Origin of the sequence: uncultured Paraglaciecola sp. (genome assembly GCF_963977085.1) — a bacterium.
Classification (GTDB): Bacteria; Pseudomonadota; Gammaproteobacteria; order Enterobacterales; family Alteromonadaceae; genus Paraglaciecola.
This window is the reverse complement of record NZ_CAXBNC010000004.1, coordinates 321,363-346,286: the sequence shown is the minus strand read 5'-3', so window position 1 is coordinate 346,286 and position 24,924 is coordinate 321,363. Positions and strand designations below refer to the sequence as shown.

General features: G+C 40.4%; 21 protein-coding genes. 12 read left to right on the top strand and 9 right to left on the bottom strand.

Annotation, left to right across the window (positions count from 1 at the left end; all coding sequences use genetic code 11):
• Nucleotides 1–118 precede the first annotated feature (118 nt).
• Together AAC000_RS07340 and AAC000_RS07335 are read right to left on the bottom strand one after the other, a co-directional pair.
• Nucleotides 119–619 carry a hypothetical protein gene (locus tag AAC000_RS07340; protein ID WP_339721411.1) on the bottom strand — a complete coding sequence of 167 codons (501 nt, stop codon included), beginning with the start codon at nucleotides 617–619 and terminating at the stop codon, nucleotides 119–121.
• A gap of 68 nt (nucleotides 620–687) precedes the next feature.
• Nucleotides 688–4,278 carry an ExeM/NucH family extracellular endonuclease gene (locus AAC000_RS07335; protein WP_339721409.1) on the bottom strand — a complete coding sequence of 1,197 codons (3,591 nt, stop codon included), beginning with the start codon at nucleotides 4,276–4,278 and terminating at the stop codon, nucleotides 688–690.
• A gap of 422 nt (nucleotides 4,279–4,700) precedes the next feature.
• Here AAC000_RS07335 and AAC000_RS07330 point away from each other — a divergent pair, with 422 nt between their 5' ends.
• Nucleotides 4,701–5,558 carry an SPFH domain-containing protein gene (locus tag AAC000_RS07330; protein ID WP_339721407.1) on the top strand — a complete coding sequence of 286 codons (858 nt, stop codon included), beginning with the start codon at nucleotides 4,701–4,703 and terminating at the stop codon, nucleotides 5,556–5,558.
• Between the two features lie 20 nt (nucleotides 5,559–5,578).
• The gene (locus tag AAC000_RS07325) at nucleotides 5,579–5,779 is read left to right on the top strand and encodes a hypothetical protein (protein WP_339721406.1); all 201 of its coding nucleotides are present in this window, start codon (nucleotides 5,579–5,581) and stop codon (nucleotides 5,777–5,779) included.
• A 66-nt stretch (nucleotides 5,780–5,845) separates the two neighbouring features.
• Here the strand turns inward: AAC000_RS07325 and AAC000_RS07320 are convergent, their stop codons facing one another.
• From AAC000_RS07320 to AAC000_RS07305, 4 genes are all read right to left on the bottom strand, one after another.
• A complete protein-coding gene (locus AAC000_RS07320; protein WP_339721405.1) occupies nucleotides 5,846–6,589 on the bottom strand; it encodes a choice-of-anchor H family protein in 744 nt (247 codons plus the stop codon).
• A gap of 83 nt (nucleotides 6,590–6,672) precedes the next feature.
• On the bottom strand, nucleotides 6,673–7,503 hold the full coding sequence (djlA, locus tag AAC000_RS07315; protein ID WP_339721403.1) for a co-chaperone DjlA: 831 nt from the start codon (nucleotides 7,501–7,503) through the stop codon (nucleotides 6,673–6,675).
• 9 nt (nucleotides 7,504–7,512) lie between these two features.
• On the bottom strand, nucleotides 7,513–8,196 hold the full coding sequence (gene murU, locus AAC000_RS07310) for an N-acetylmuramate alpha-1-phosphate uridylyltransferase MurU (protein WP_339721401.1): 684 nt from the start codon (nucleotides 8,194–8,196) through the stop codon (nucleotides 7,513–7,515).
• Nucleotides 8,186–9,211: a phosphotransferase gene (locus AAC000_RS07305; RefSeq protein WP_339721399.1), complete on the bottom strand. Its 1,026-nt coding sequence runs from the start codon at nucleotides 9,209–9,211 to the stop codon at nucleotides 8,186–8,188. Before AAC000_RS07305 ends, murU begins: the two co-directional genes overlap by 11 nt.
• 156 nt (nucleotides 9,212–9,367) lie before the next feature.
• Here AAC000_RS07305 and lptD point away from each other — a divergent pair, with 156 nt between their 5' ends.
• From lptD to AAC000_RS07265, 8 genes are all read left to right on the top strand, one after another.
• Nucleotides 9,368–11,557 carry an LPS assembly protein LptD gene (lptD, locus tag AAC000_RS07300; RefSeq protein WP_339721397.1) on the top strand — a complete coding sequence of 730 codons (2,190 nt, stop codon included), beginning with the start codon at nucleotides 9,368–9,370 and terminating at the stop codon, nucleotides 11,555–11,557.
• A 216-nt stretch (nucleotides 11,558–11,773) separates the two neighbouring features.
• Nucleotides 11,774–13,066 carry a peptidylprolyl isomerase SurA gene (gene surA / locus AAC000_RS07295; RefSeq protein ID WP_339721395.1) on the top strand — a complete coding sequence of 431 codons (1,293 nt, stop codon included), beginning with the start codon at nucleotides 11,774–11,776 and terminating at the stop codon, nucleotides 13,064–13,066.
• On the top strand, nucleotides 13,067–14,050 hold the full coding sequence (gene pdxA / locus AAC000_RS07290) for a 4-hydroxythreonine-4-phosphate dehydrogenase PdxA (protein ID WP_339721393.1): 984 nt from the start codon (nucleotides 13,067–13,069) through the stop codon (nucleotides 14,048–14,050).
• Nucleotides 14,047–14,847, top strand: coding sequence for a 16S rRNA (adenine(1518)-N(6)/adenine(1519)-N(6))-dimethyltransferase RsmA (gene rsmA / locus AAC000_RS07285; RefSeq protein WP_339721391.1), 801 nt, complete (start codon nucleotides 14,047–14,049; stop codon nucleotides 14,845–14,847). The genes pdxA and rsmA overlap by 4 nt, the downstream gene beginning before the upstream one ends.
• A 32-nt stretch (nucleotides 14,848–14,879) precedes the next feature.
• Nucleotides 14,880–15,254, top strand: a complete 375-nt coding sequence (gene apaG, locus AAC000_RS07280) for a Co2+/Mg2+ efflux protein ApaG (RefSeq protein ID WP_339721390.1) — start codon at nucleotides 14,880–14,882, stop codon at nucleotides 15,252–15,254.
• A gap of 5 nt (nucleotides 15,255–15,259) precedes the next feature.
• The gene (locus AAC000_RS07275; RefSeq protein WP_339721389.1) at nucleotides 15,260–16,072 is read left to right on the top strand and encodes a symmetrical bis(5'-nucleosyl)-tetraphosphatase; all 813 of its coding nucleotides are present in this window, start codon (nucleotides 15,260–15,262) and stop codon (nucleotides 16,070–16,072) included.
• A 178-nt stretch (nucleotides 16,073–16,250) separates the two neighbouring features.
• Nucleotides 16,251–18,275, top strand: a complete 2,025-nt coding sequence (locus AAC000_RS07270; RefSeq protein WP_339721387.1) for a methyl-accepting chemotaxis protein — start codon at nucleotides 16,251–16,253, stop codon at nucleotides 18,273–18,275.
• Between the two features lie 169 nt (nucleotides 18,276–18,444).
• A complete protein-coding gene (locus AAC000_RS07265; RefSeq protein ID WP_339721385.1) occupies nucleotides 18,445–19,290 on the top strand; it encodes a glycerol kinase in 846 nt (281 codons plus the stop codon).
• A 91-nt stretch (nucleotides 19,291–19,381) separates the two neighbouring features.
• Here AAC000_RS07265 and AAC000_RS07260 read toward each other — a convergent pair whose 3' ends face one another.
• A complete protein-coding gene (locus AAC000_RS07260) occupies nucleotides 19,382–19,855 on the bottom strand; it encodes a DUF6491 family protein (protein ID WP_339721384.1) in 474 nt (157 codons plus the stop codon).
• Nucleotides 19,856–20,078: 223 nt separating this feature from the next.
• Here AAC000_RS07260 and AAC000_RS07255 point away from each other — a divergent pair, with 223 nt between their 5' ends.
• Both AAC000_RS07255 and AAC000_RS07250 read left to right on the top strand, forming a co-directional pair.
• Nucleotides 20,079–21,332, top strand: a complete 1,254-nt coding sequence (locus AAC000_RS07255; protein WP_339721383.1) for a cytochrome C — start codon at nucleotides 20,079–20,081, stop codon at nucleotides 21,330–21,332.
• A 103-nt stretch (nucleotides 21,333–21,435) separates the two neighbouring features.
• Complete coding sequence (locus tag AAC000_RS07250) at nucleotides 21,436–21,609, top strand: hypothetical protein (protein ID WP_339721382.1); 174 nt, start codon at nucleotides 21,436–21,438, stop codon at nucleotides 21,607–21,609.
• Between the two features lie 204 nt (nucleotides 21,610–21,813).
• Here the strand turns inward: AAC000_RS07250 and AAC000_RS07245 are convergent, their stop codons facing one another.
• Together AAC000_RS07245 and AAC000_RS07240 are read right to left on the bottom strand one after the other, a co-directional pair.
• Entirely contained in the window at nucleotides 21,814–23,463 is a 1,650-nt protein-coding gene (locus AAC000_RS07245; RefSeq protein WP_339721380.1) for a DsbA family protein, read from the bottom strand.
• A 544-nt stretch (nucleotides 23,464–24,007) separates the two neighbouring features.
• A complete protein-coding gene (locus AAC000_RS07240) occupies nucleotides 24,008–24,904 on the bottom strand; it encodes a LysR substrate-binding domain-containing protein (protein ID WP_339721378.1) in 897 nt (298 codons plus the stop codon).
• Between the last annotated feature and the right edge of the window lie 20 nt (nucleotides 24,905–24,924).

Genomic DNA, 24,924 nt, shown 5'->3' with positions numbered 1-24,924 from the left:
CTAGCTTCTAGCTTCTAGCTTCTAGCTTCTAGCTTCTAGCTTCTAGCTTCTAGCTTCTAGAAAAATTTAAAAGGCGGTTGATAGTGATATCAACCGCCTTTTTTGATACTGCGTAATATTACGCTTTGCGGCGTAAACTAACCAATCCAGTTAAAGCAAGAGCTAACAAACCTAAAGTAGCAGGTGCAGACACTTCACTAACAGTGATGTTGAGGGCTGTACTGTCAAATGGAATAAAACTAAAGGCACTAAATTCCCCTGCATTTAGATCAAGTACTAAATCACCAGCTGTAGCTGCAGTAAAAGTTAAGGTGGCTAATAAAATATTTGTACCATATAAGGCGACAGGGAAGCTATTAGCAAAACCAGCAACATCATTGAAAAATGAAGGTGGAGCGGAAAAATCGCTACCTAATGCAATACTATCTGCGTCCAAATTAAAACCAATATCAAATGCTACAAATGCATCGGCTAAGTCGGCCGTCGCTAAAACATCAACCGTAAAAGTATCACCTACAGAAATATCCGTAGTCGATGGGTCGAAGGTCACAACAATATTAGCATGTGCTGCAGACGCAGTTAGCATGAGTGCAGCAAAGGTTGTTTTAATTATATTCATTAATTTCATTTCTTTATCTCATATATTGAGCCTACTCAAAACCTTGAGTAGGCATGGGTTAATTTAAATTATTGTGCTAAAAAAGCTTGGTACCAAAGTTGGAAATCAGTCATATCGATAATGCCATTACTGTTCATGTCGGCCGCAGCGTTATATGCCGCATCACCTTCAGAACTGCCGTAGGCACCAATAAAGCCGTAATAGTCATTCATATCAAGGTTACCATCACCGTTTACGTCACCTTCGACAACCACTACAGCGGCTTCGAAGTCAAAACCAATAATCACCGGATCATGGTCTGACATACGATACGCATCAGGCGAATACCATGTGGCAATCTGATCTGCTGATCTATAGTCGGTGTTGTAATCGAACGCATCAGGTTCATCAGAATTAATATGCCATTCTGTTACCCCAGTCACTTGTTCAGTTAGCGAAGCACTCGCTAACGCGTGATCTAAATACCCAAGTTCACCATCAAATACATAAGAGTATGCTTCAGGCCCACCAAATGCAGAGATTAGATTGGTATAGCCAGCGTCAGTAAGATTAGTAATAGCGTCTTCCATGGCATAGGCATTTAAATCACCTAAGATTAGAAAATCGTCGTCACCGCTTGAGGTTGGATCGGTTGCTAACCAATTAACCAAGGCTGTAGCTGCATTAGCACGGATGCCAGCACAATTACCTTGACCGTCATTAGCATCATAGTCTCCGTCGGAATCACAAGCAGAACCTTTCGATTTTAAGTGATTAACCGCAACAGTAAATACTTCACCACTGGTGGTAGTAAATGATTGCGCTAATACTGGGCGATTCTTATTATCTAAGAATAGTGGATCAACCGAGCTATCAAGTATGGCAAATGCACCTTTTGGCGTAGCTGAGGCTGGTTTATAAATCACCCCTACTTTTATGGCGTCAGTACCAATTGTGCCGGTATTAACATAAGCGTAAGTTCCTGCACCAACCACATCGTTTAAGCCACTAACAAGATCACTTAGAGATTCTGTTGCATTGTTCTCAATCTCAACTAACCCAAGTACGTCTGCATCCATAATACTGATAGCAGCAATTGTTTTATCTCTTTGACGAGTAAACTCTTCAGCATTTTCTGCACCACGACAATCAAGGTTGCTAGGTCCACATTTATTTGAACCTGCATCTAAGGTAGTAAAGTAATTCAGTACGTTAATACCTGCTACTTTGAAGTTACCGTCTAATTCAGCTGGTGCTTCAGTGCGTGGCGATACATCGGTAAACACTATTTCGTCAACCGGCTGTATAGCGTACGCACCAAACGAATAACTCATCACACCTGTAATGTTGGCAATACTGCCTCCACGAAGGGTATTACTAGCACTTGAAGTAGGGGCAAAATAACTAATTGTTTCAGGGTTTTGCAAAGTACTTCCATCATCAAGTAGGATTTGATTCAAAGGTTTATTTGCAAGGTGTTGAGCATACCCAGTCGCATCCGGCAGGCTGTTGTGAGTAAACTGAAAGGTTCTTTCATCCGAAAGCATTATTTGACCATAACGATCAAGGTTAAAATACTCTGTAACCGTTAGAGGTTGTGAAAAGGCAACTGACATCCCTTCCACTTGCTCATACTCATCAAGAGAATTAAGTGGCAAAGTTAAAATTGACGCACTTACACTTGAACCAGCAGGACCACAATTTAGTAAAGCGGTGACATCTTGCACTTGTGTCATTTCATAATATTCAGCAACACTACCTTGCAATCGAACCAAATCGTTGATTTCAACAAGGTTAGAAGTGTCGTATACAAAAACACCTTCTGAAGTAGTTGGGTCTGCATCAACTTGATTATCTTCTTCTTGAATGAAGAATCCACCAAGCTGTCCAGAGCCTTGGAAAACAGCAGTCACAACACCTTCAATGACAACCGTGTTACCAAGCATAGGGCTTGCAGCGCCACTACCTTGAACTTCATGGATAAACGTTGCTGTATCTAAACAAGCACCAATATCAATTGGTTCAGGCTCTTCACCGCCACCGTCACCGCCACCGTCACCGCCACCGTCACCGTCTCCGTCAACAGTACCAAATGTTTGGTCATTATTGATTGCATCAAAAGTACTGGTGGCTGGGTCGTTCCAAACAAAATCACTATATTGCACACCGGTGCCAGTTAATTGCAACGAAGAACCAACAGATGTTGAAGAAGTTTCTGCTACACCAATATCAGTACTTTGTAAGCCAACTGCCGGACCGTCTGTGCCCGTCAGCGTCCCTTCATAGCTTAAGAATTGTAAGACCACACCTTGTGCATCTACTAACGCAATAGCGTCTGGGGCACCATTTTGAATACCACTAATGGCAAAAGACAGGGTACCAAACCCATTTTCTTGGTCTGCGAACACACCAGACAAAGCAACCGTGTTATAGACCGTTCCGTTCGAACCATTGTACAAAGCTAGGGTCATTCCAGATAAATCAATACCCGCTAAACCAGCTAATTCGATACCTTCATCAACATCTGTACCAGCATTGTCATAATGAATTTCGTTTATGAATGGCACTGGTAGTACAAAAACTTGTTCGGCATTAATCTCATCAAAAGTTTCACTACTTGCTTCAGCCCAAGTGAAATCCTCGTAGTTGAAGCCTGTACCAGTCAATTGTAACGAATGTCCAATTGATGTAGATGAGGTTTGCTCAACACCAATATCAGTGCTTTCTAGGGTATCTGCTGGTCCATCGGTGGCTGTCAGAGTCCCTTCATAACTTAAGAATTGTAATACCCCACCCTCAGAATCTATTAATGCAATTCCGTCTGGTGAACCATTTTGAATACCACTAATAGCAAAAGACAGGGTACCAAAACCATTTGCTTGGTCTGTCAACACGCCAGACAAGGCAATAGTGTTATAACTCGTTCCGTTCGAACCGTTGTACAAAACTAGGCTCATACCAGATAAATCAGTACCCGCAATACCGGCAACTTCAATCGCCTCACCAACATCGGCCCCAGCATTGTCATAATGTATTTCATTTATAATAACAAATGCTTGTCCCGTAGTACCTGTATCGCCTTCCTCACCGCCATCGCCAGGATCAGTGTCGCCCGGGTCTGTTTCACCACCCGTTCCATTATCAACAAAAGTTTGGCCATTATTAAGCGCACCTGCAGTTGCAATTGCAGGTACTTGCCAAGTAAAGTCTGAATATTGACTACCCAAAGTACCGGCTAGTTGCAAAGAATAACCTACTTCTGTAGAGCTAGTTTCAACCACACCGATGTCTTCACTAGTCAAGCCTGTAGCATTACCAGCCGTTGCTGTCATGCTACCTTCATAACTTAAAAATTGAATAACCGTACCATCAGGCTTAGACAATGCCATACCATCAGGGGCCCCATTTTGGATTCCAGAGTGAGCCAAAGTAGCATAGCGATAACCATCACTCACAGTTTGTGCGCTAATGGTCAGGGTCGCGTACACAGTGCCATTACTGCCGTTATAAAGTTCGACTTGATAACCCGTTAAATCGATATTTTCTGGCGCCACCACTTCAACAAATTCGCTAGAGTCTGCACCCGCATTATCGTAGTGAATTTCATTTATGAAGACTTCTGTGGCCTGAGCCGTCGAAGCACAGAGAGCCGCCAGCAGGGCTGGGTATTTTAATTTCATGTTTTCTCCTGGATTTTTTAATGTCGGTTTACCGACTTTTAATAAATTATTTTTGTTGCGAGCGATGTTCTAATACTTCTGTGACATCCGTATGACAGAGAGCGGGATAATGCTACTTCAACAGGCAAACTTGACCTATTGGTCATACACTAAGCAAGTTCTGCACCAAAAAAATTTCTTAATAAAAAACAATTAATTAGAAAATTGCAAAAAAAACATTTTAGACAATGTGTTAAAAAACCTGACAAATTCCTAATAATTTCAAGTGGATAAGCACATATGCCTAGAATTAGGCATTCACGAGAATACTTTTTTATCCGAAAATTGAAGTTAAATTAGTGTCTTATAAATCCATTTGCTTTTTTAATCAAATAGAATTAACCTCATAACAATATCATAATGATATCACTTAGGAGTTCGCAATGATTACAGAGAAAAAAGGCTTTTCTATTAACGGGTACTTGGCTTTTTTTGTGGCTTTACCCTTACTACAAGTTAGCTTCGGCATCATGGTAGTAAACGAAATTTTACTTCCAGTGAGTATCCTTTGCTCCATTATTGTACTTATTTGTTGGGCTGGCTTCTTTATGGTGCAACCCAACCAAGCTAAAGTCATGACCTTATTTGGCAGTTATGTGGGTACCGAAAAACGCAATGGCCTTCGCTGGACTATTCCATTTTTTATACGCAAAACGGTCTCACTACGGATCCGCAACTTCGAATCGGCTAAAATAAAGGTTAACGATAACTTAGGTAACCCCATAGAAATCGCGACCATAGTGGTATGGTCTGTTACAGACTCGGCAGAAGCCTCGTTTGAAGTAGATGACTATGAAAGTTACGTGACTATTCAAACTGAATCAGCGCTGCGAAATATGGCCAGTAGTTACTGCTATGATCCCCAAGATGATGACAGTGCCGATATTGCCCTGCGTAGTCACCCTCAACATATTTCTGAAATTTTAAAGCAAGAAATTCAAGAGCGTTTAGGTAAAGCCGGATTAACTGTGCATGAGTCTAAAATCAGTCATTTGGCCTACTCAGCAGAAATAGCCAGCGCCATGCTGCAACGTCAACAAGCAACCGCTATCATTGCCGCTCGTAGCAAAATTGTGGAAGGCGCGGTGGGTATGGTTGAAATGGCATTAGACAGATTAAAGGCACAACATGTGGTTGAACTTGATGAAGAGCGCAAAGCCATGATGGTAAGCAATTTGTTAGTGGTGTTGTGCGGCGACAAAAACGCCCAACCCATTATTAATAGCGGCAGTTTATATTAGGATTAAGCACAAGGAATACCATGTCTAAAAAAGCATTTCCTCTGAGAATAAATGCTGACGTATTGGCCGCCATGCAGCGCTGGGCAGATGATGATTTACGCAGCGTTAATGCCCAAATCGAATATGTGCTTAGAGACACTCTGGTTAAACACGGCAGGGTAAAATTGGTTCAGAAGGTGACCACCGAAGTGGTCGATACCAACGAACCAGAAGACACATAGGCTGACTTCAATAAAAGCCAGCCTTTTTTCAAAGCAAGTTTTTGATTGATTATTTTCGAGTGATTATTATGCTGTCTTTTTAAAACGTCTCACCCATATCAAGGGTATAAGAAACAATCCCAATAAACTCAAACTTCCACCGTGTTCACGCACCACTACAACTTGAACAGTTTCGAATTCGTTGCTTTCTAGAGGTAATAAATACAAATCCGCATCATTATAACCATCGTAAACCGCCACTAACTCGTCGCTGTAAGCGTCGTACAACTCAATTAATACTTCATAATCAGCAGAAGCAAAACCATTTAATAATTCGCTTTCAACAACAAAACTGTCGGTGTTCGTGTCAGAATAGATATTGAAGTTAGAAGTGGCATGATACTCCTTGAACACCTCATCCTTACCTAAATATAATCTGGCGTAAACAGTTGCGGAGTTAAAATCTGTATCAGCATCAAACTCAACGGAAAAATGGTTAAAATACCCATCTCTATCATCATCACTGTAAAATTCGACCCAAGCATCATATATCCAAAATTCTTGATATATTGCCTTAACATCAGGTCTCGCTGTTAATATTTTGGCTTGTGCCTGAGTTTTTTTCGCATTGCTTGAGGCTATTTTTGATTGAGCATCGGGTGTCAATACCAAAGCATTTTTATGCTCACCTTCAGATGATTTTACTATCACCTGACTAGTTTTATCGAACTGCTTTTCAGTAGACTGGGCACTCCAGCTATCGCTTTGTGCGCCCAAAACTGAACTCGACAATAGTAAACTGCTTAAAATTAGTAAACTTGAATTTTTCATTTCACTTTCCTTTTCAAACCTGCTGTTAGTGTGGAATGAAAAGCATGAACAAAAACTGAAGAATAACTTAATCAGCTCTGAGTTTACCTAAAGCCGCGTTTCTCCTTAATCAATTCATAAGCAGACTGAATATCTTGGGTTTTATTCTTTGCCAGCTCTAGCGCTTGTTTGGGTAAGCCTTTAGACACTAATTTGTCGGGGTGATGTTCGCTCATCAATTTGCGGTAGGCTTTTTTGATGCTTTTATCGTCGTCGGATGTTTTCACACCTAGAATTTTATAAGCGTCATCTAACGATTGTTGCGAAGAATATTTTTGCCCATTCGCATTTTGTTTACCACCTGCACCTTGTCTAAAGCGCATTTCTGCTTCAAATGCTGACATTAAATAAAGTAAATCGTGCTGGCTAAAGCCTAAGTATTGGGACACTGTCTCTAAAATAACTTGTTCAGATTTATCCAGTTTTCCGTCTACATAGGCCGCTTGAATGAGGATTTCTAAATACACCTGCAAAATATCTCGGCGACCATGACAAGACTCTTTGAATTCTTGCACGGTTTGTTTCAGAGCAAAATCTGCGGCTTTGCCATCCCTAAAAGCTTGTTGCGCCTCTTTGCGCATATCGCCTTCAAGATTCATCTGATCCATCAGGGCACTCGCCATGCGTATTTCAATATCACTGACCTTACCATCAGCTTTGGCAACATGTCCCATGACTGAAAACAAACAATGGAAAAAAACAGCCTGACTTTTGAAGTCATCCTGACTGGCAAAAAAGCGGTTAAAACCACCACTTTGATTAAAATTTTTGCTGTATCCTTTGTCGAACATATGCCCAACAAAAAAACCTAAAACCGCGCCTGGGATACGCCCAAACATAAATCCAAATATGGTACCTAATATTTTGCCTATCATCTGATTCCGCTAACTGTTTGTATTATTCAATTCGATTAAACGCTGAGGGGTTCCCACATCTGTCCATTGCCCTGTAAAATATTGCGCACCTATTGCCCCCTCGTCAATGCCTTTACGCCACATAGGAGCCAAACGGTTAACGCCCGAACTACCCTGTTCAAAAAAGAACTTAGAATAAACGGCTATGCCACTGCAGGTCAGTTTCTTTCCTTGTTTTGAGTGTAATTTATCGCCACTAAAACAAAAATCCCCTTGGGGATTGTGGTCTGGATTATCGACCATCACTAAATGGGCTTCAACCCCTTCCGGTAAATGGCTAGGTAAAGTATCAAAGTCAAAATCAGTGAAAATATCGCCGTTTACCACCGTAAAAAGTTCATCCTGACTATCGGGACAAAGCAATGGCAAAGCATTAAAGATCCCACCAGCTGTTTCTAATGCTTGCACCTCGGCAGAATAGAGTATCTCTAAACCAAAACGTTCACCTGAACCTAAAAACCTTTCTATCTGTTCACCTAACCATGCATGATTAATAACAACTCGCTGATATCCGCAGCACTTTAGCGCTTCAAGATGATATTCAATCAACGCTTTGCCTTGTACTTTCAGCAAAGGTTTTGGCACTTTATCCGTCAGCGGGCGCATTCGCTCCCCTCTTCCTGCCGCTAAAATCATCGCAGTTTTAAGCTTCATGTTTCTTTAACTTTAGGTTTTGTAACACATTCGGCAATACTCGCTCACGAACAAAACAAGCAAACTCTAAATAATCTGGATACTGACTGGCAACATCAATCAAATAATTCAAAGTGTGCGGAATATCAGCTAAGAAACTTGGTTTATTATCCCGTATACACAAACGTGCAAAGATCCCTGCAATTTTAATTTGCCTTTGCATACCCGCACAATCGAACCACATTTTAAATTCAGCCCATGGATACTGCGAATAGTATTCTGCATGCCAATTTTTTAACCATTGCTGAACTTTTACTTTTGGCCAGTCTTGATAACTATCTCTTAGCAAGGAAACCGCATCATAAGTAATAGGTCCCACTACCGCATCTTGAAAATCAATCACACCAATTTCATCATCCTCAAGCAACATCAAGTTACGAGAGTGATAGTCTCTATGCATACCTACAGAAGGCTGCATCAAACACACCTTTTTCACATCACCAAAGACTTTAGCAAGCATTTTTGCTTCGGTTTCAGTGACACTAAACTGAAGATATTTATCTAATAACCAATCATTAAAAAGCCCCAACTCTCTATCGATGAATGCTTCATCATGCGCCGGCAATGGACCTTTTGCAGTAGATAAACAATTTTGGATGACCGGAATATTAGCGAGTGCTTTAGGATAAAGTTCGTCACAGGAGTCCACAGTCAAACATTCACTAAAAAGTCGATTTCCGAAATCTTGCTGTAGGTAAAATCCCTGTTCAAGATCGTAGGCGTATATTTCTGGCACCTTTAAGCCTTTTTCCCTATAACTTTGTCCCACGGCAATATATTGGCTGGTGTCCTCACTTTTTGGTGGCGCATCTACAGCAATGATCGATTTTCCCCCTTGAACAAATCGATAGTACCGACGAAAACCTGCATCACCAGATACGATATCCAAGGATTCACACTCAAACTCAGTGTTGTGATTGATCCAAGAGTGTAATTGTTGTTTTCGAAGTTGCTTGAAAGATAACGGTGATTTCAATGGTTTCTCTTATCGTGGCGCAAAGTTGGCTGCTGGATGAGGGCCAAGAATGGCGAAATATAGCTTTTTTTGCAAGTTTACTGGTAAATCCCATTGAAACCTTTAAAATTACGCATTAACTCGCTGTTTTAAATGCAACTTTAGGTCACTTTGTACTTGTCTAGTATACAAAACAAACAATTCTTATTTTTCAGTCTGCTATTGATGTCGATTGGGCTAGCTGACGCTGAAGAAGTCTGTTTTATTCCTTTGGCCGGACCTAATCTCGAAAATTCGTTACTTGATGGTCAAATTCAAGTTAAGTCTGAAGATAGTGAAATCAATCAAGATACTTTTGCGCAATTCAAAGGCAAAGTTGAAATCGATAGTTCCCAAGTTAAAATCAAAGCTGACGAAGCGATCCTCAATCGCCAGACCCAAACCCTCAAGGCGACAGGCAACGTCAGTTTTCAAGATAGTAACATCACTGTATCCAGTGAAAATGTACAGCTAAATAGAATTTCAAATGAATTGCTCATTGAGGATTCTTTGTATCAGCTAAATAAGGTACAAGGCCACGGTAAAGCAGAAAAAATAGGCCTTGGAGAAAAAACGGGTATTAATCTTATTGAGTCCAGTTTTACCACTTGCCCTGTGGATGATGAAGTGTGGCGTATTCAAGCCAGCAATATAAAAATCACCCCTAATCAATCTAGAGGTGTAATTAAGCACGCTCGATTTTATATTAAAGATGTGCCAGTACTGTATTTACCGTATTTTTCTTTCCCAATAAACGATGAAAGGCAATCTGGTATTTTGTATCCAAACATTGCCAGTAATAGCTCTACTGGGGTCAGTATTGAACAACCTGTTTATTGGAACATTGCCCCCAACTACGACCTAACCTTTAGTCCAAGGTTAATGTCAGAACGTGGATTGCAGCTTAAAACCGAGTTTAGATATTTAACTGAAAAACATACTGGTCAGGCAAATATCGAATATTTACCTAACGACCAAGATCTTGACGATGACTCAGAGCGTTATTTTTATCGATTAGTTCACAGCGGCCAAATTAACAAAAATTGGCGAGTCAATGCCGACATTAATGGTTTAAGCGACGACAACTATATTGTTGACTTAGGTTCTGATTATTATAATCGAGCGGATACCCACTTATATAAAACTCTAGGAGTGAGTTACTTTTCTCAAGACTTAGAGCTCACAGCGCAATTTAGAGACTTCGAAGTATTAGGGAACCATCCTAATAGTTATCGTGCCTTACCGGAAATCAGACTCAACTACTTAACACCAATGGGATTAGGCGCCGAATTTCAAATCAACTCAGAGTTAGCCTACTTCGAAAACGGCGAAATTGACGACCCAACAGCAACACGTTTCCATATTGCACCTACAGTGCGCTATCCATTTAAAAATCAATGGAGCGAATTTGTAGCGGAAGCAACGGTTTTACATACTAGGTATATTCAGGAAAACATCGAAAATTCAACTCTCGATGAAAATATTTCTCGTACTTTAGGTCAAGTGAAAGTGTTTGGTTCTTTAGCGTTTGAAAGGCCTGCAAGTTGGTTTGGCTCAGAGGCAACCCAAACATTTGAACCTAAAGTGCAATATTTGTATACCAGCTTCGAAGATCAACAAAATATTGGATTATATGACACCACCCGACTTTTTAATGACTCAGCTGGATTATTCAGAGGGCAAGAATTTACAGGCCTTGACCGTATCAGCGACAACAATCAAATTACATTGGGTATGACATCAAGGTTTGTAGACAATAATAACCAAGAGCGATTTAAACTCAGCCTAGGACAAATTTTCTATTTACAAGATAACCAAGTGGACGATGCATCCAAAGAAGATGATAGATCCGCATTAGCAGCTGAACTCGATTGGCAAATAGGCAGTAAATGGTATGTGCATACTCAAGCTCAGGTTTCAACTATTACCGATAAGGTAGAACGTAGTAGTGTATCCTTGGAGTATCAGCTAGCTGAAAATAAAATAATGCAAATCAACCATCGTTACGTACGAGACTTATCTTCTGAAGAAATTAATCAAGTTGGGATTACCGCAAGTTGGCCTTTAGCTAAAAATTGGCAGTGGGTTGGTCGCTGGTATCACGACTTAAAACTTAGCAGAACCGTAGAAAGTTATGCTGGGTTGCAATATGAATCATGTTGCTGGACCGTCAGTTTTGTTGCTCAACGTAACCTAAGTAACCGATTTGATGATGATGGAGCACAAAGTACCGATGAATTTGAATCAGGCTTTAATGTATACTTCACCACTCGAAATTTATTAAGAGAGGGCTTGTTTGGATATAGACGCCCTTATCTATTGAACTAAATAGCAGCGCGGATTGAATTGACGCTCTTGTATTGAACTGAATTAAGGAGCGGTTTGAATTGACGCTCTTGTATTGAACTGAATTAAGGAGCGGTTTGAATTGATGCTCTTGTATTGAACTAATTGGGGTTTAAACTCACTAATTGTAGCTAACCTTTTGACATACCCAACGCGCGTCATCAAACAACGCCTTTAACTAAAAAAGTAAAGATAACCATGAAAGTAATAGTAGTCGCCCTTTTAATTAGCTCTTTCTTATCACTTAGAACTGAAGCCGCACCAGAACTCTTAGACAGCGTATCTGTCATTGTTGATCAAGGTGTAGTGTTAGAGAGTCAAATATCTGAATTAATTACAGTGGTAAAACGTAATGCCGCAGCTAACGACCAGACCTTGCCATCAGATCGCGTTTTACGTACTCAAGCGATTGAAAAACTCATTTTAGATAACTTACAAATGCAGTTGGCAGAACGTATGGGTATCCAAATCAGTGACCCACAGCTAGAGCAAACGATCACCAATATAGCCCAAGGTGAAAAAATGAGTATTGCCCAGTTTCGTGAGAAAGTCGCTCAAGAGGGAGTGACTTACGACACATACCGGGAAGAAGTTCGTAAAGAACTCATTCTAGGGGAAGTGCGTCGTGCCAACGTTCGCCGCCGTGTTTACATAACTCAACAAGAAATCGATAACTTGGTGAAATTGATAGATGAACAAGGTGATCAACAAGCAGAATACAACTTGGGGCATATCCTAATAGAGTTTCCACCAGAACCAACTGATGCTGACATAGAGGCAGCTAAAGTACGAGCAGACAAAGTGCTTGAACTACTTAACAAGGGCTCTGATTTTGCTAAAATTGCCACGGCGTCTTCAGGTGGCTCTCGCGCACTGGAAGGGGGAGATTTGGGATGGATGAATATTAACTCCATGCCAACCTTGTTTGCCGAAGCAGTACAAAAAAAGGATAAAGACGACTTAATCGGCCCTATCCGCAGTGGCGCCGGTTTTCATATTTTGAAAGTCAAAGATCTTCGTGGTATTGAAAAAGTAGAAATAGAAGAAATAAATGCTCGTCATATACTGATCACTCCCTCCATTATTTTAAGTGACGAGAAAGCCGTAAAATTACTTAAAGAGTTTCGCGAACAAATATTAGCGGGCGAAGCCGAATTTTCTGAACTTGCTAAGGAACATTCTGCAGATCCAGGGTCTGCGCTAAAGGGTGGGGAATTAGGCTGGGCTGAACCCAGCAAGTATGTCGCTGATTTTCGCGACGCGTTAGCAAATTTAGAAATTAATGAAATCAGCCAACCGGTTAAAACTCAATTTGGCTGGCATATTATGCAATTATTAGAAAAACGTGTAGGCGATGCAACTGAAAAACGTAAAGAAGACAAAGCTTATCAGTTGTTATTTCAACGTAAATTTGCTGAAGAATCAGATGTTTGGTTACGTGAAATACGCGCCAGTGCTTATATTGAAGTATTACCGCAGCAAGGCGAATAATTGAAACCACTAAAATTAGCCATTACCCCAGGCGAACCTGCGGGTATTGGTCCAGATTTACTCTTGGGTATTGCACAAAAAGAATGGCCAGTACAATTGGTGGCTTTCGCTGACGGCGATATGCTTAGGCAGCGTGCTCAACAACTCAACTTAGCTATTACCTTAGTACCCTATGATGCAAGAGCTGAGCATACCTTACCTGCTGGGCAGTTATTTTTTGTAGACATCAAAACTAAGGTCGCAGTGCAAAGCGGAAAGCTTGATAGCGAAAACGGCCATTATGTAGTGGAAACCTTGCGACAGGCATGCAAAAAGAATCTAGATGGTGAATTTGATGCCGTGGTAACAGGCCCAGTTCACAAAGGCATTATAAATGACGCTGGGATCTCTTTTAGTGGCCACACTGAATTTTTTGCTCACGAGTCTAACACTAATGACGTAGTTATGATGTTAGCCACAGAGGGTCTTAGAGTGGTACTTGCTACTACGCATATTCCTCTAGCTTACGTATCTAAAGCGATTACCTTTGAGCGATTGCATAAAGTGCTGCATATAGTCAATACCGACCTAATGTTGAAATTTGGTATTAAAAAACCGCATATTTTTGTTTGTGGTTTAAATCCCCATGCTGGAGAAAACGGGCATCTGGGCAAAGAAGAAATATTGGTGATTACACCAGCCTTAGATGTTTTGCGTGCAGAGGGGTTGAATATCACAGGGCCGCTGCCAGCCGATACTATCTTTAATCCTAAATATTTAGAACAAGCTGACGCTGTGTTAGCCATGTATCATGATCAAGGCCTGCCAGTACTAAAATACAAAGGTTTTGGGGCTTCAGTTAATATCACTTTGGGCTTGCCCTTTATCCGTACCTCTGTCGATCATGGAACCGCATTGGATTTAGCAGGTACCGGTCAAGCAGACGCAGGCAGTTTCAACCTTGCCATCGAACAAGCCATATCAATAGCAGCGCAAACAGAATGAGCAAACAACATTTAGGACATACAGCCAGAAAACGTTTTGGTCAGAATTTTTTACATGACAACTACGTAATTGACCAAATAGTCACAGCTATAGGGCCGAAAAAAGATCAACATATGGTTGAAATTGGTCCTGGACTAGGGGCACTCACCGAGCCAGTTTGTGAATTAATCGATGCTCTCACTGTAATTGAGCTGGATAGAGATCTTGCAGCTAGGTTAAGAACCCATCCTTTTATAGCCAGCAAGCTAAACATAGTTGAAGCTGACGCACTAAAATACGATTTCTCGCAACTATTATCAGATGACAAACCTTTACGTATTTTTGGTAACTTACCTTACAATATTTCAACACCCTTGATGTTCCACTTGTTCTCTTTTGCAAATAAAGTACAAGACATGCACTTTATGCTGCAAAAGGAGGTAGTGAATCGTTTAGCTGCCTCACCAGGTAATAAAAGTTATGGGCGTCTATCCGTTATGGCCCAATATCATTGCCAGATAATACCTGTGTTACAGGTACCACCAGGAGCCTTTAATCCCCCACCTAAAGTCGACTCTGCAGTAGTCAGACTGATACCCCATCAGCAAAAACCAGTGTCTTTAATCAATGAAGAAACCTTGCATAAAGTCTGCGCTCAAGCATTTAACCAAAGACGCAAAACTATTCGTAATAGCTTGAAAGAGAGTCTTAGCGAACAACAACTTATCGATTTAGATATTAATCCAGAATTACGTGCAGAAAATTTATCGCTTGAGCAGTATGCAAAAATTGCCAATGCGGTAGACTCGTTAGCATAACAAGCAAAGTGTATGGCAGTGTCAAAAAACAAATGAAACAAGTTAATGAAATTGATATTAAAGTTGAAACTCAGTATCTAAAAAATCAGATCCCCGATAAAGATAAATATGTTTTTGCATATAAAATTTCTATTCAAAATAATGGCCAACAACCGGTACAACTTATCAATCGTTATTGGCTTATCACCGATGGCAATGGTGAAAAAACCGAGGTTCAAGGTGAAGGGGTTATTGGGAAACAGCCACACATTCAAATTGGCGATTCATTTCAATATACTAGTGGTGCAGTATTAGATACGCCAGTTGGCACAATGCAAGGTTACTATGAAATGCAACGAGAAGATGGCGAGCGCTTCAAAGCAGCAATCAATGTTTTTAGCTTAGCTGTTCCTAACGCAGTCAACTAAATATTATGGCCACTTATATTGTCGGCGATATTCAAGGTTGTTTTGAGGGCTTACAGAGACTGCTTAAACAAGTTGATTTTTCACCTGCAAATGACCACTTGATTGCAGTTGGAGATTTAATTGGTCGCGGTTCTCACCCACTTGAAACCCTAAATTATCTTCACTCCCTTGAAGAAAGTTTTGATACAGTTTTAGGCAATCATGATTTACATTTGTTGGCCATTTACTCAGGCATTCGCAAGGCCAAGCCTAATGATAACTTAGATACTTTGCTTACCAGTCCAACATTGAAAACCCATATTAATTGGCTAAGGCGCAAACCACTGGCACTTATGGCTGACCCAGATACCTTGGTTAGTCATGCAGGACTCTACCCCAACTGGTCTGTAAAAAAAGCACTTAAACTTAGCAGCGAAGTGAGTGAGCAATTACAAAGTAAAAATTGGAAGGGGTTTCTAGCTGAAATGTACGGCAATCAACCTTCGATATGGCAAAAGTCGTTACAAGGCACAGAACGATTCCGCTTTATTGTTAATGCCATGACCCGAATGCGTTTTATTAAAAATAAAGACGAGCTTGATTTCAATTGCAAAATGTCACCAGAAACTGCACCTATTGAATTTACACCTTGGTTTAACGTACCCAATAAAAAGCTAAAACCTCACCAAAAAGTGGTCTTTGGGCATTGGGCTGCGCTGAATGGTAACACCCAACTAACACAATTTTTAGGCTTAGACACCGGTTACGTTTGGGGGCAGAATATGACAATGCTAAAACTATCGAGTGGCGAATTATTTTCGGTACAATATCAAGATTAATTGAACTCAGCCGATACTTAATATCAGGCTGACGTCAATGAAAAATAGCACTAGCACTATAAATTTTTACTCAGTCGGGTATAGTCGTATTTGAATAAGAATAGGTTGCATCAAGCAATCATTATGAAAATTAGTTAAAGCCAGTATGGACACTGCCAACTTGATTTAGGGCAATTCAATGAAAATAACAGTAGCTACTCGTGTCGTCGGTGGATTTGCGATAATTACACTCTTATTAGTTATATTGGGCGGTGTTGCAGTATCCAGTTTATCAAGTATAGATAGTGCCACTGAAGAGGTTAATACCTTAGCCTTGCCAACTGTAAGTGGTAGTAGTCAATTAAAAGTATCTTTTCTAAACATGGGCCGTCTCACCACTGGTGCTTATTATGAAACAACACTAGGTGCCTTGGCTGATAAAAAGACGGCCTTCGAAGATAGCCAAGCCAATTTTGATAATGAATTACGCATCCTGACAAGTGTAGTGAGTGCAGAACAAGATTTGCGAGAATCTTTGATTGAAACCGAAAATATTTATCGTTTGTACATTGAAAATGTCAACGCTATTTTTGACAATAAAAAAGCCGATCTAGAATACGGTAATAAAGTATTGGATGTTCTTAGCAATATCGAAGATAACGCTGATGACGGTTCAACCTTAATTGTAGACTTCGCTGATATGGATGAGGTGCAAAATAATCGTCAATTAAGCCAAGCTGCTGATATTGCCAATGGCCTTGAATCTAGTCTTACCTCTCTTCTTACAGTAGGTGCTGAATACGTTAAGACACAAACCTTGGTGAGAGCCGATACTATTGGTAATGAAGTTAAATTAGTTGTTGACCAAATCAAAGATAAATCAAGCCAAATTCAAGCCACAGCTGGAGACAGAGACAACAGTGGCACCTTGAGTGAATTGTATGAATTAATTGAAGGAGTCACCGATTCCATTTCTTCACCTAACGGTTTGATACAATCCCAAATCAAACGCTTAAACAGTCGCCAAGAGGCTATCGCGGCATACACTGCCTCTGAACAAAATATTAAAAATGCGATTCAAAAGCTAAATGACTTATTAAAACTTGCCGACGCCAAAGCCAAATTCGCTAAAGAAGATGTTGCCGACTCTGTCAGTACAGGTAAAACTATTACCATAGTGATTGGTTTGATCTCGGTACTGATCGCTGCAGGTATCGCATACAGAACCGTACTCGCTATTATTAAACCATTACATAAAGTCAATGAAATGCTGCATGTTGTTTCTACAGGGGATCTCACTCGCAAGCTTGATGATTCTGCCCAAGACGAATTTGGTGACTTAGCCAAAAACTGCAACAATTTGATAGACAGTTTGAAAACCTTGATATCAGGGATCAGTTCCCGCGCCGCTCAATTAGCCGCAGCCGCTGAGCAAACATCTGCGGTTACTGCACAAACCACTAAGTCTATCCAAAATCAAAAATCACAAGTTGCACAAGTTGCAGCTGCAACAACCGAAATGCACAGCACCTCGCAACTCGTCACTAAGAGTGCAGAGGATACTTTGAGTCAGATTAAACATGCTGATTCTGAAGCAGAAAAAGTTAAGGCGATTTCAGACGAAAACAAAAATACCATTCTGATCCTAGCTAAAGATGTAGATGAAGCGGCTATGGTTATTAATAAGTTGCATCAAGACAGTGCTAGCATAGGCGGCATATTAGAAGTTATTAGGGGTGTTGCTGACCAAACCAACCTGCTTGCATTAAACGCTGCGATAGAAGCAGCTCGTGCTGGAGAACATGGTCGTGGTTTTGCTGTAGTAGCAGATGAAGTTAGAACATTAGCCAGCCGCACTCAACAGTCCACTCAAGAAATCAACTCAATGATTGAAGTTTTGCAGGCAGGAGCTGAAAAAGCAGTAGCCGTAATGAATCAAGGCAAAGAGCAAACCACAGTCTGCGTAGCGCAGGCCGAAAATGCCACTATTGCCCTTGAGTTAATTACCGATGCCGTACATAAAGCCCATGACGTAAGTAGCCAAATTGAGCAATCTGCGCGGGAACAAAACATAGTGTCACAAGAGATAAGTGAAAAACTTGAGAATATTGTCAATATTGCTGAAGAAACCACTGTTGGCGCTAGTCAAACATCTGAATCAAGTCACGAGGTCGCTAAGCTTGCTGAGGAATTACAAAACTCGGTGCAGCAGTTTAGGGTGTAGACTACGAACTTTTTTAAGGAGTATTCAAGAACCGGCGAAAGCCGGTTTTTTTATCGCCGCTTTTTAGAGAATTCATATACACTATTTGCCCGACAATTAGCTTAGGGAGTGAATCATCAAATATTTTTCTACTACAGCTACTGCCAAACGCCTTGGCCTGGAAGCTAAAGTGCTTTTTGCCAAGCTACAAGAAGTGAATTATATAGTTCGAGAGTCTGAAAAATGGACATTAACTGCAAAGGGTAAATTGGCTGGCGGCAGAATTAAAACGTCAATAAAATTGGGGGATTACATCGAATGGCCCGAAAGTTTTGATGTGGTTCAATTACCTGTACATCAAAGTCCTGACATCCCAATTGAACTGGTCAGCTCGACTAAAATAGGTAAACAATTTGACATTTCAGCTAATAAATTAAACCATTTGTTTTCAGAGCTCGGCTGGATAGATAAAAGTTTGAAGGGCTGGGTTGTGACTGTCCAAGGGCTTAAACAAGGTGCGCTTCAGAGTGAGGATAGCCGATCGGGCGTGCCTTATGTGAGATGGCCAGAGACGATAATCCAATCCAAACTATTGCTCAGTTCCATAAAGGATATTACGGGATCAAGTATCCCAGTCACTGCTACTTGCATTGATACCTCTAGTTTATCACCTCAAATAGACGTTAAAGATCCTACTGACACTAAACATAGAGCCACAGACGGGCACTTTGTTCGCTCGAAAGCTGAAATGATGATTGATAACTGGTTATATATGGCTGAAATAGTCCACGCCTATGAGCGTAAATTGCCTATTGAAGAAAAAGTATATTGCGACTTCTACCTCCCAACCTGCAAAGTCTATATCGAATTCTGGGATGACAATAGCGATCCTAAGTATTTAGCTCACAAAGAAAAGAAGTTAGCTGTCTACCAAAAATATGCCTTTAAACTTATTCAGCTAGAGAAAACAGATGTGCAAAATTTGGATGATATTTTACCAAGGTTATTATTGAAGTTTGGGGTGCAAGCTTATTGAAGATGAGGACCGTTGTCGCATCCCGTGTAAACGCCCCCATGCACTACAAACACCGCCAGCCTAAGAAAATTATTGGCCGGTACGGCACTGCTTAAATTCCTCTAGGATAGCTAGAAGATCCGTTTACGGCGCCCTGCGGATTTCTAAAGCTAGACTGATAAGCGCTATACAGTAAATCTAATTGTACAGAGTGCAACTTGTACATACCGGTAATAGTGCACTCAGTATATTTGTCACCTACTCTGGCAACTTTACCATTATTGACTTTAACCATAGCTTTATCCTCACTTAAAAGAATAATCTTTTTTGCAGAATACATGTTTTTGCAATTATCAGGCGTGGTGAGCAAATAGGATTTATTATTCTGGGTTATAAGCCCGATATGTTGGTCATTTAATACAAAAAGATTCACCGCTTTTAATGAATCAATACTGTCTAAGGGAGATAAATCTTCATCTTCAATGAAGGTATTCACAAAATTTTCATAATTATTGATATTACTACTGCAACCGACTAAAAAAATTGCCGCAATAGACAATATGATAGTGCTTATATAATTTTTCATTTGTTTTCCTTGATGCTTGAATATGTATACTAAGTAATCAAAAAAACTATAATGCACAAACTATCATAGGAAAAATTTGCTCACAACAGATTATGATTCACCTCTTAGTCAACATGAATATTGGAAATCTAACAAAAGTTCAGTGTCTTCTTTAAAAGAAGACTACTCTCTTTTCTTGTATTCTTAAAACCGAATTAATGACTTCTATCTGGGAGATAAAAAAGTGAATACCCTGTCAAAAATTTTGATATTACTAATTTTTTTCTGCTTTTGTAGCTCAGTCTTTGCTCAGAGCGAGTCAACCTCTGCATTTGAAGAACAAGGTAATCAGCTGTTACACCAACAATGTACCTTGTGCCATCAACTAAACAAAATTACTGGCAGCTCTGGCTATACTAATGAACAGTGGAAAGAATTAATTAGTAGTATGACGGATTTGTCTAGTCATCCAAAACGAGAACAACTCACAGCCTATCTTGCCGCGAAGTTTCCACCGAACTTGAAACACAGCCCCAAGTTACTCTCTGGCAAAACATCTATAAGTTTCAAAGAGTGGGTGGTGCCTACTCTGGGTCAACGTTCAAGGGATCCTATCCAAGCTTCAGATGGGACCATTTGGTGGGCTGGACAGTGGGGTAATTTAATTGGAAAGATCAATCCTAAAACAGGCGAGATGAAAGAATATCCGTTACCAACAGGGTCAATGCCCCACTCAGTAACCTTAGATCAAAAGGGTAATATTTGGTACACAGGAAACAAAAATGCCACTTTAGGCAAGCTTAACCCGCAAACTGAAGAAATGACCTTTTACAAAATGCCGGATCCAAAAGCGAAAGATCCTCACACCGCAATATTCGATAAAAATGGCACCATGTGGTTTACCTTACAACACAGTAATATGCTCGGTAGACTGATTCCGGCGACCGGCGAAATCAAGTTAGTCACTATGCCCACCCCTAACTCTCGCCCTTACGGGATCAAGTTAGATGCACAGGGTCATCCTTGGGTAGCCTGCAATGGTAGTAACTGTTTAGTCAAAGTAGATCCAGCAACCTTTACCCTTAGTGAGTACAAACTTCCTGATCCCAAAACCAAGGTGCGGCGTCTTGACTTTGCTAGCGATGGAAAACTTTGGTATGTGAATTCTTCTCAAGGGCGCTTAGGCAGATTTGACCCTAAAAGCGGCGACGCCAAAGAGTGGCCTTCACCTAGCGGGCCAAAATCTCACCCCTATGCCATTGCGGTTGTAAATGACGTTGTGTGGTACAACGAATCAGGTATGCGCCCAGATGCACTGGTACGTTTTGATCCTAAAGATGAAAGCTTCCAGAGTTGGGCAATTCCTTCTGGTAATGTCTATGCAGGTATTATTAGACACATGCGCGCAACAGCTGAAGGAAACCTACTAATCCACCAAAGCAGTACTAATAGGATCATTCTGGTTACCATTGATGCTGATAAAGCAAAGGTCAACTAACCCTAAGAGGTTTTTTACTCGAATAATGGCCCTGCCAATTTAATTCCTAGTTGAGGCAATTTTTGCTCTTGGTACTCAAATTGCTATCAAAAGTCACAATATAATGAAAACCCAAGAACAAAATAAACGCTTAGTCATGTTAACCGACAAACTGGAGAAAATGGTGCAAGAAGTCGCTAAACGAACTGCAGAGCAAGAGGCTAAACGCGAACCGGACAATAGGCTTCAAACATACCAAGATATAAGCTCAATGGCATCATTAAAAAAGAGCCTGTGACTAGTGTTGTGGCATTTTTAGTCATCAAAATTTTAACTGAGTTGTAATAGCTCAGACCTGATCTGCCAGCTACCCATTTTTCAAAGGGTGTTGTCGGTTTGGATTTGAGCTAAATTTTTTTCCTTTAATCATTAAAAACAAAAAAGCCAGTTGATATTTAACTGGCTTTTAAACATATCATTTGTGCGAATCTCAAATCTGAGTTTACTTTTCGTTCGATAAGAATATGAGTAAATCAATCATATCATCTTGGTCCATATCACTGGTAAAGGTAGCTTGATACTTGCCGTTAACAATAAAGTTGGGCACACCACTAACAAATTCCCGGTATTGTTCAACAATATTGTTATTCATTTCTAGTCGGCTATTCACGCCAATGCTAGTTATCATTTCGTCAAACACTGCTGATTCAACGCCATTTACCACAAAAAGATCCTTTAAGTCATTCATTCCTGTTATGGACGAACGGGATTCGTGTATATAACTAAATATAGCTTGATTGAGCTCATTTTCTTTTTCTAACTCTCTAGCGACCATCATTGCTTTTGTAGTATCGTCTTGAATAGTAGCACTGGTAAATCCCATAAAGTTTACATGTATTTTTTTGAATTCAACGTCAGCTGGCAATTTACTTTTTAGGTCTTCAATTATGGGTTCAAAATTAAAGCAATGGGGGCACCAAAATGAAAAGAACTCCATCACTTCTTTTATTTCATTGGCTTTATCTGAAATGACTTTATAGTGCGTGTTTTCAAGCCACTTTTCTTGAGCGATTGTCTCATCTACTTCTTCTTCAAATTTCCAGCTTACTGTGCCATTCATAGTCAATGATTCACCTGTATCAACGTTAAGGGCAACAGCATTACTAAAAGTAACTATTTGATTTTCAGTATTGATAACAACACTACAAAATTCATCACAAACATATTTGTACTCTCCACTTGAGTCAACAATTGTCATAGAAATGACATGATCAAAAAGTGTCGTATCACCAATCACAATGACAAAACCTGCGTTCGCGTCTACAACTTCAAAAGGTTCGATGTCATCGCGACTGTTAATAGTGATCCCTCTTCCAGTTAAAACGACGGAGGTAACTAACCCCGTAAGATCATCGCGCCCATAAACAGCAGATTCTACATCAAGAGACACACCATAATTTTGAGTGTCCTCTCCTGACATTGTTATTATTCCGTAACTTTCTTCTTCATTTTCTCCACCTTCATTTCCTTCTTCTCCCTCTTCTTCATCAACAGGCTCTTCTACCACTATGCCCAAACTAGCACGCAGATGCACTAAAGCGTCTTCGGCAGAGGTTAAGGCTCGGGGGCCAGCTAGGGTTATCGATGTTAAAATACTCACTACATTTTGTACGTCAGCATCGAATTCAAAATCAAAAACACTTTGTTGAAAATTAATGCTTAAATCAGACGCCTCAGCTTGTTGCGTTGAAGTAATGGTAATACCATTTTCAGGATCTCCATCATCGTCAAGTGTTTGCAAGAAAGCGGCTATATTGACTACTGTAGGATCTGTTTCATCCGCAGCGTCTGCGACTAAAGACAAAGGTGATAAGATCGCGGCACCTGTAGCACTGCCAATAACTATACCCCCTAAACTAAAGGTTACCTCAGTGCCCACTTCATAAGTAAAAGTGCCATTTACATCGGTGACACCTTCGACACTCCCTGATTTAAAACTTAACCCCTCTACCGGACTATCTATGAATACCCCCTCAGCGGTCACAACATTGTTTGTAGGCTCTTTTGTTTCATTATTATTTGACGAGCCACCACCGCCACAGGCAACCATCAAATAAAAGAGGGGCAGGGTAAATACAACGCGGATATTCATATTGTTCTCCTTTTGATATAGTTAACATTCCATTCTTTTAAATAACAACACACTTTTTAAGCAAATAAATAAAAGAAAAGTTGATATTTGTTGTTTCTAAAACTGTTTCACAAATCTATAGATCTTACTGTTCAATTTATATACGTTTTTAACACTTGTCTAGGGCCTTTTTATGACAATCCTAGGATAAAAAAGCACTCGCAAGGATAATTTCAGTCTAAACAAAAATTTATAAAAAATATTTTAAAAAAAATTGAACTTATCGGGCGACGCCCCCTCTGACTATATAGTTTTTGTGTGTGTTCTCTTTTAAGCCTGATTATATATCAGGCTTTTTTTTTACCCCAACTAAGCCAACAACGCCCGAAATAATTGTCGCGCCTACCCCAGTTATATTGTGAGTTTACTAAGGTTATTTTAGTAACCTTTGCTCGGTTCAAAGCTTAACGATTATTTTCTATGGCCAGCTTTTCACGACATCCACAAAAGTGTGAATCTAAGGATTTATTTGAAAAGTGCAGTTAATAAATTCACCCACAAGGACTTAAACTTGTAACTCTGCTTTCAACCAATCGGTAAAAACTTTGATCCGCGCTATCCTCGGCGACTCTTGGTCATACAACAATGAAAACTTCAAACCGGGTTCAATTTGAATATCAAAAGGTTTCACCAAGGCCCCAGACTCGATCAAATCTTTGGCCATACAACCTGAGGTTAAAAAGACGCCATGCCCACTCAATACGGCATTAATGCCCATTTCCCAAGTGGTCACCTCCATCCAATTGTTACATTGTGAATCGAGAGGCACACCTGCAAGCTTAAACCAGTCTTTCCAGCTAAACCCCCACCGCCCTGCACCAATTGCCTCTACTAACCAGCATTGATTGATCTTTTCAGGACTGGTTAGCTGTTCATCTTGAAACACTCTAGGAGAACAAATAGGAAACACTGGATCCAGTAACAGAGTTTCTTGATGCACATTATCCACCTGCATTTCACCTTGACGAATTGCCACATCAATATCCGAGTGGCGCACATCTTCATATTGGGCAGACGCTAAGGCTCTAACGTGAACATCAGGAAATAAAGCCGATAACTTCCAGAGTCTAGGTACCAACCACCGCGAACAAAAAGAAGGAGACGCTGTTACCGTCAACACTCCCTCTTGAGGTTCAACTTGAATTCGGTCAAAGCCCAAGGATAATTCACCAAAGGCCTTTGCAACTGAACTTGAAAGCGTTATTCCCTGCTTAGTCAAACGCATAACACGGCCTTCTCGAACAAAAAGTTTTACCTGTAAATTTTCTTCAAGACTTCTGATTTGTTGACTCACCGCAGCCTGAGTAATAGATAACTCCTGTGCCGCTATGCTGTAACTCTGATTCCTAGCCGCGGCATCAAAGCAGCGTAATAAAGCCAGATGCCTCAGACGCCTATCCATTAGTTAAACTTATATTACTA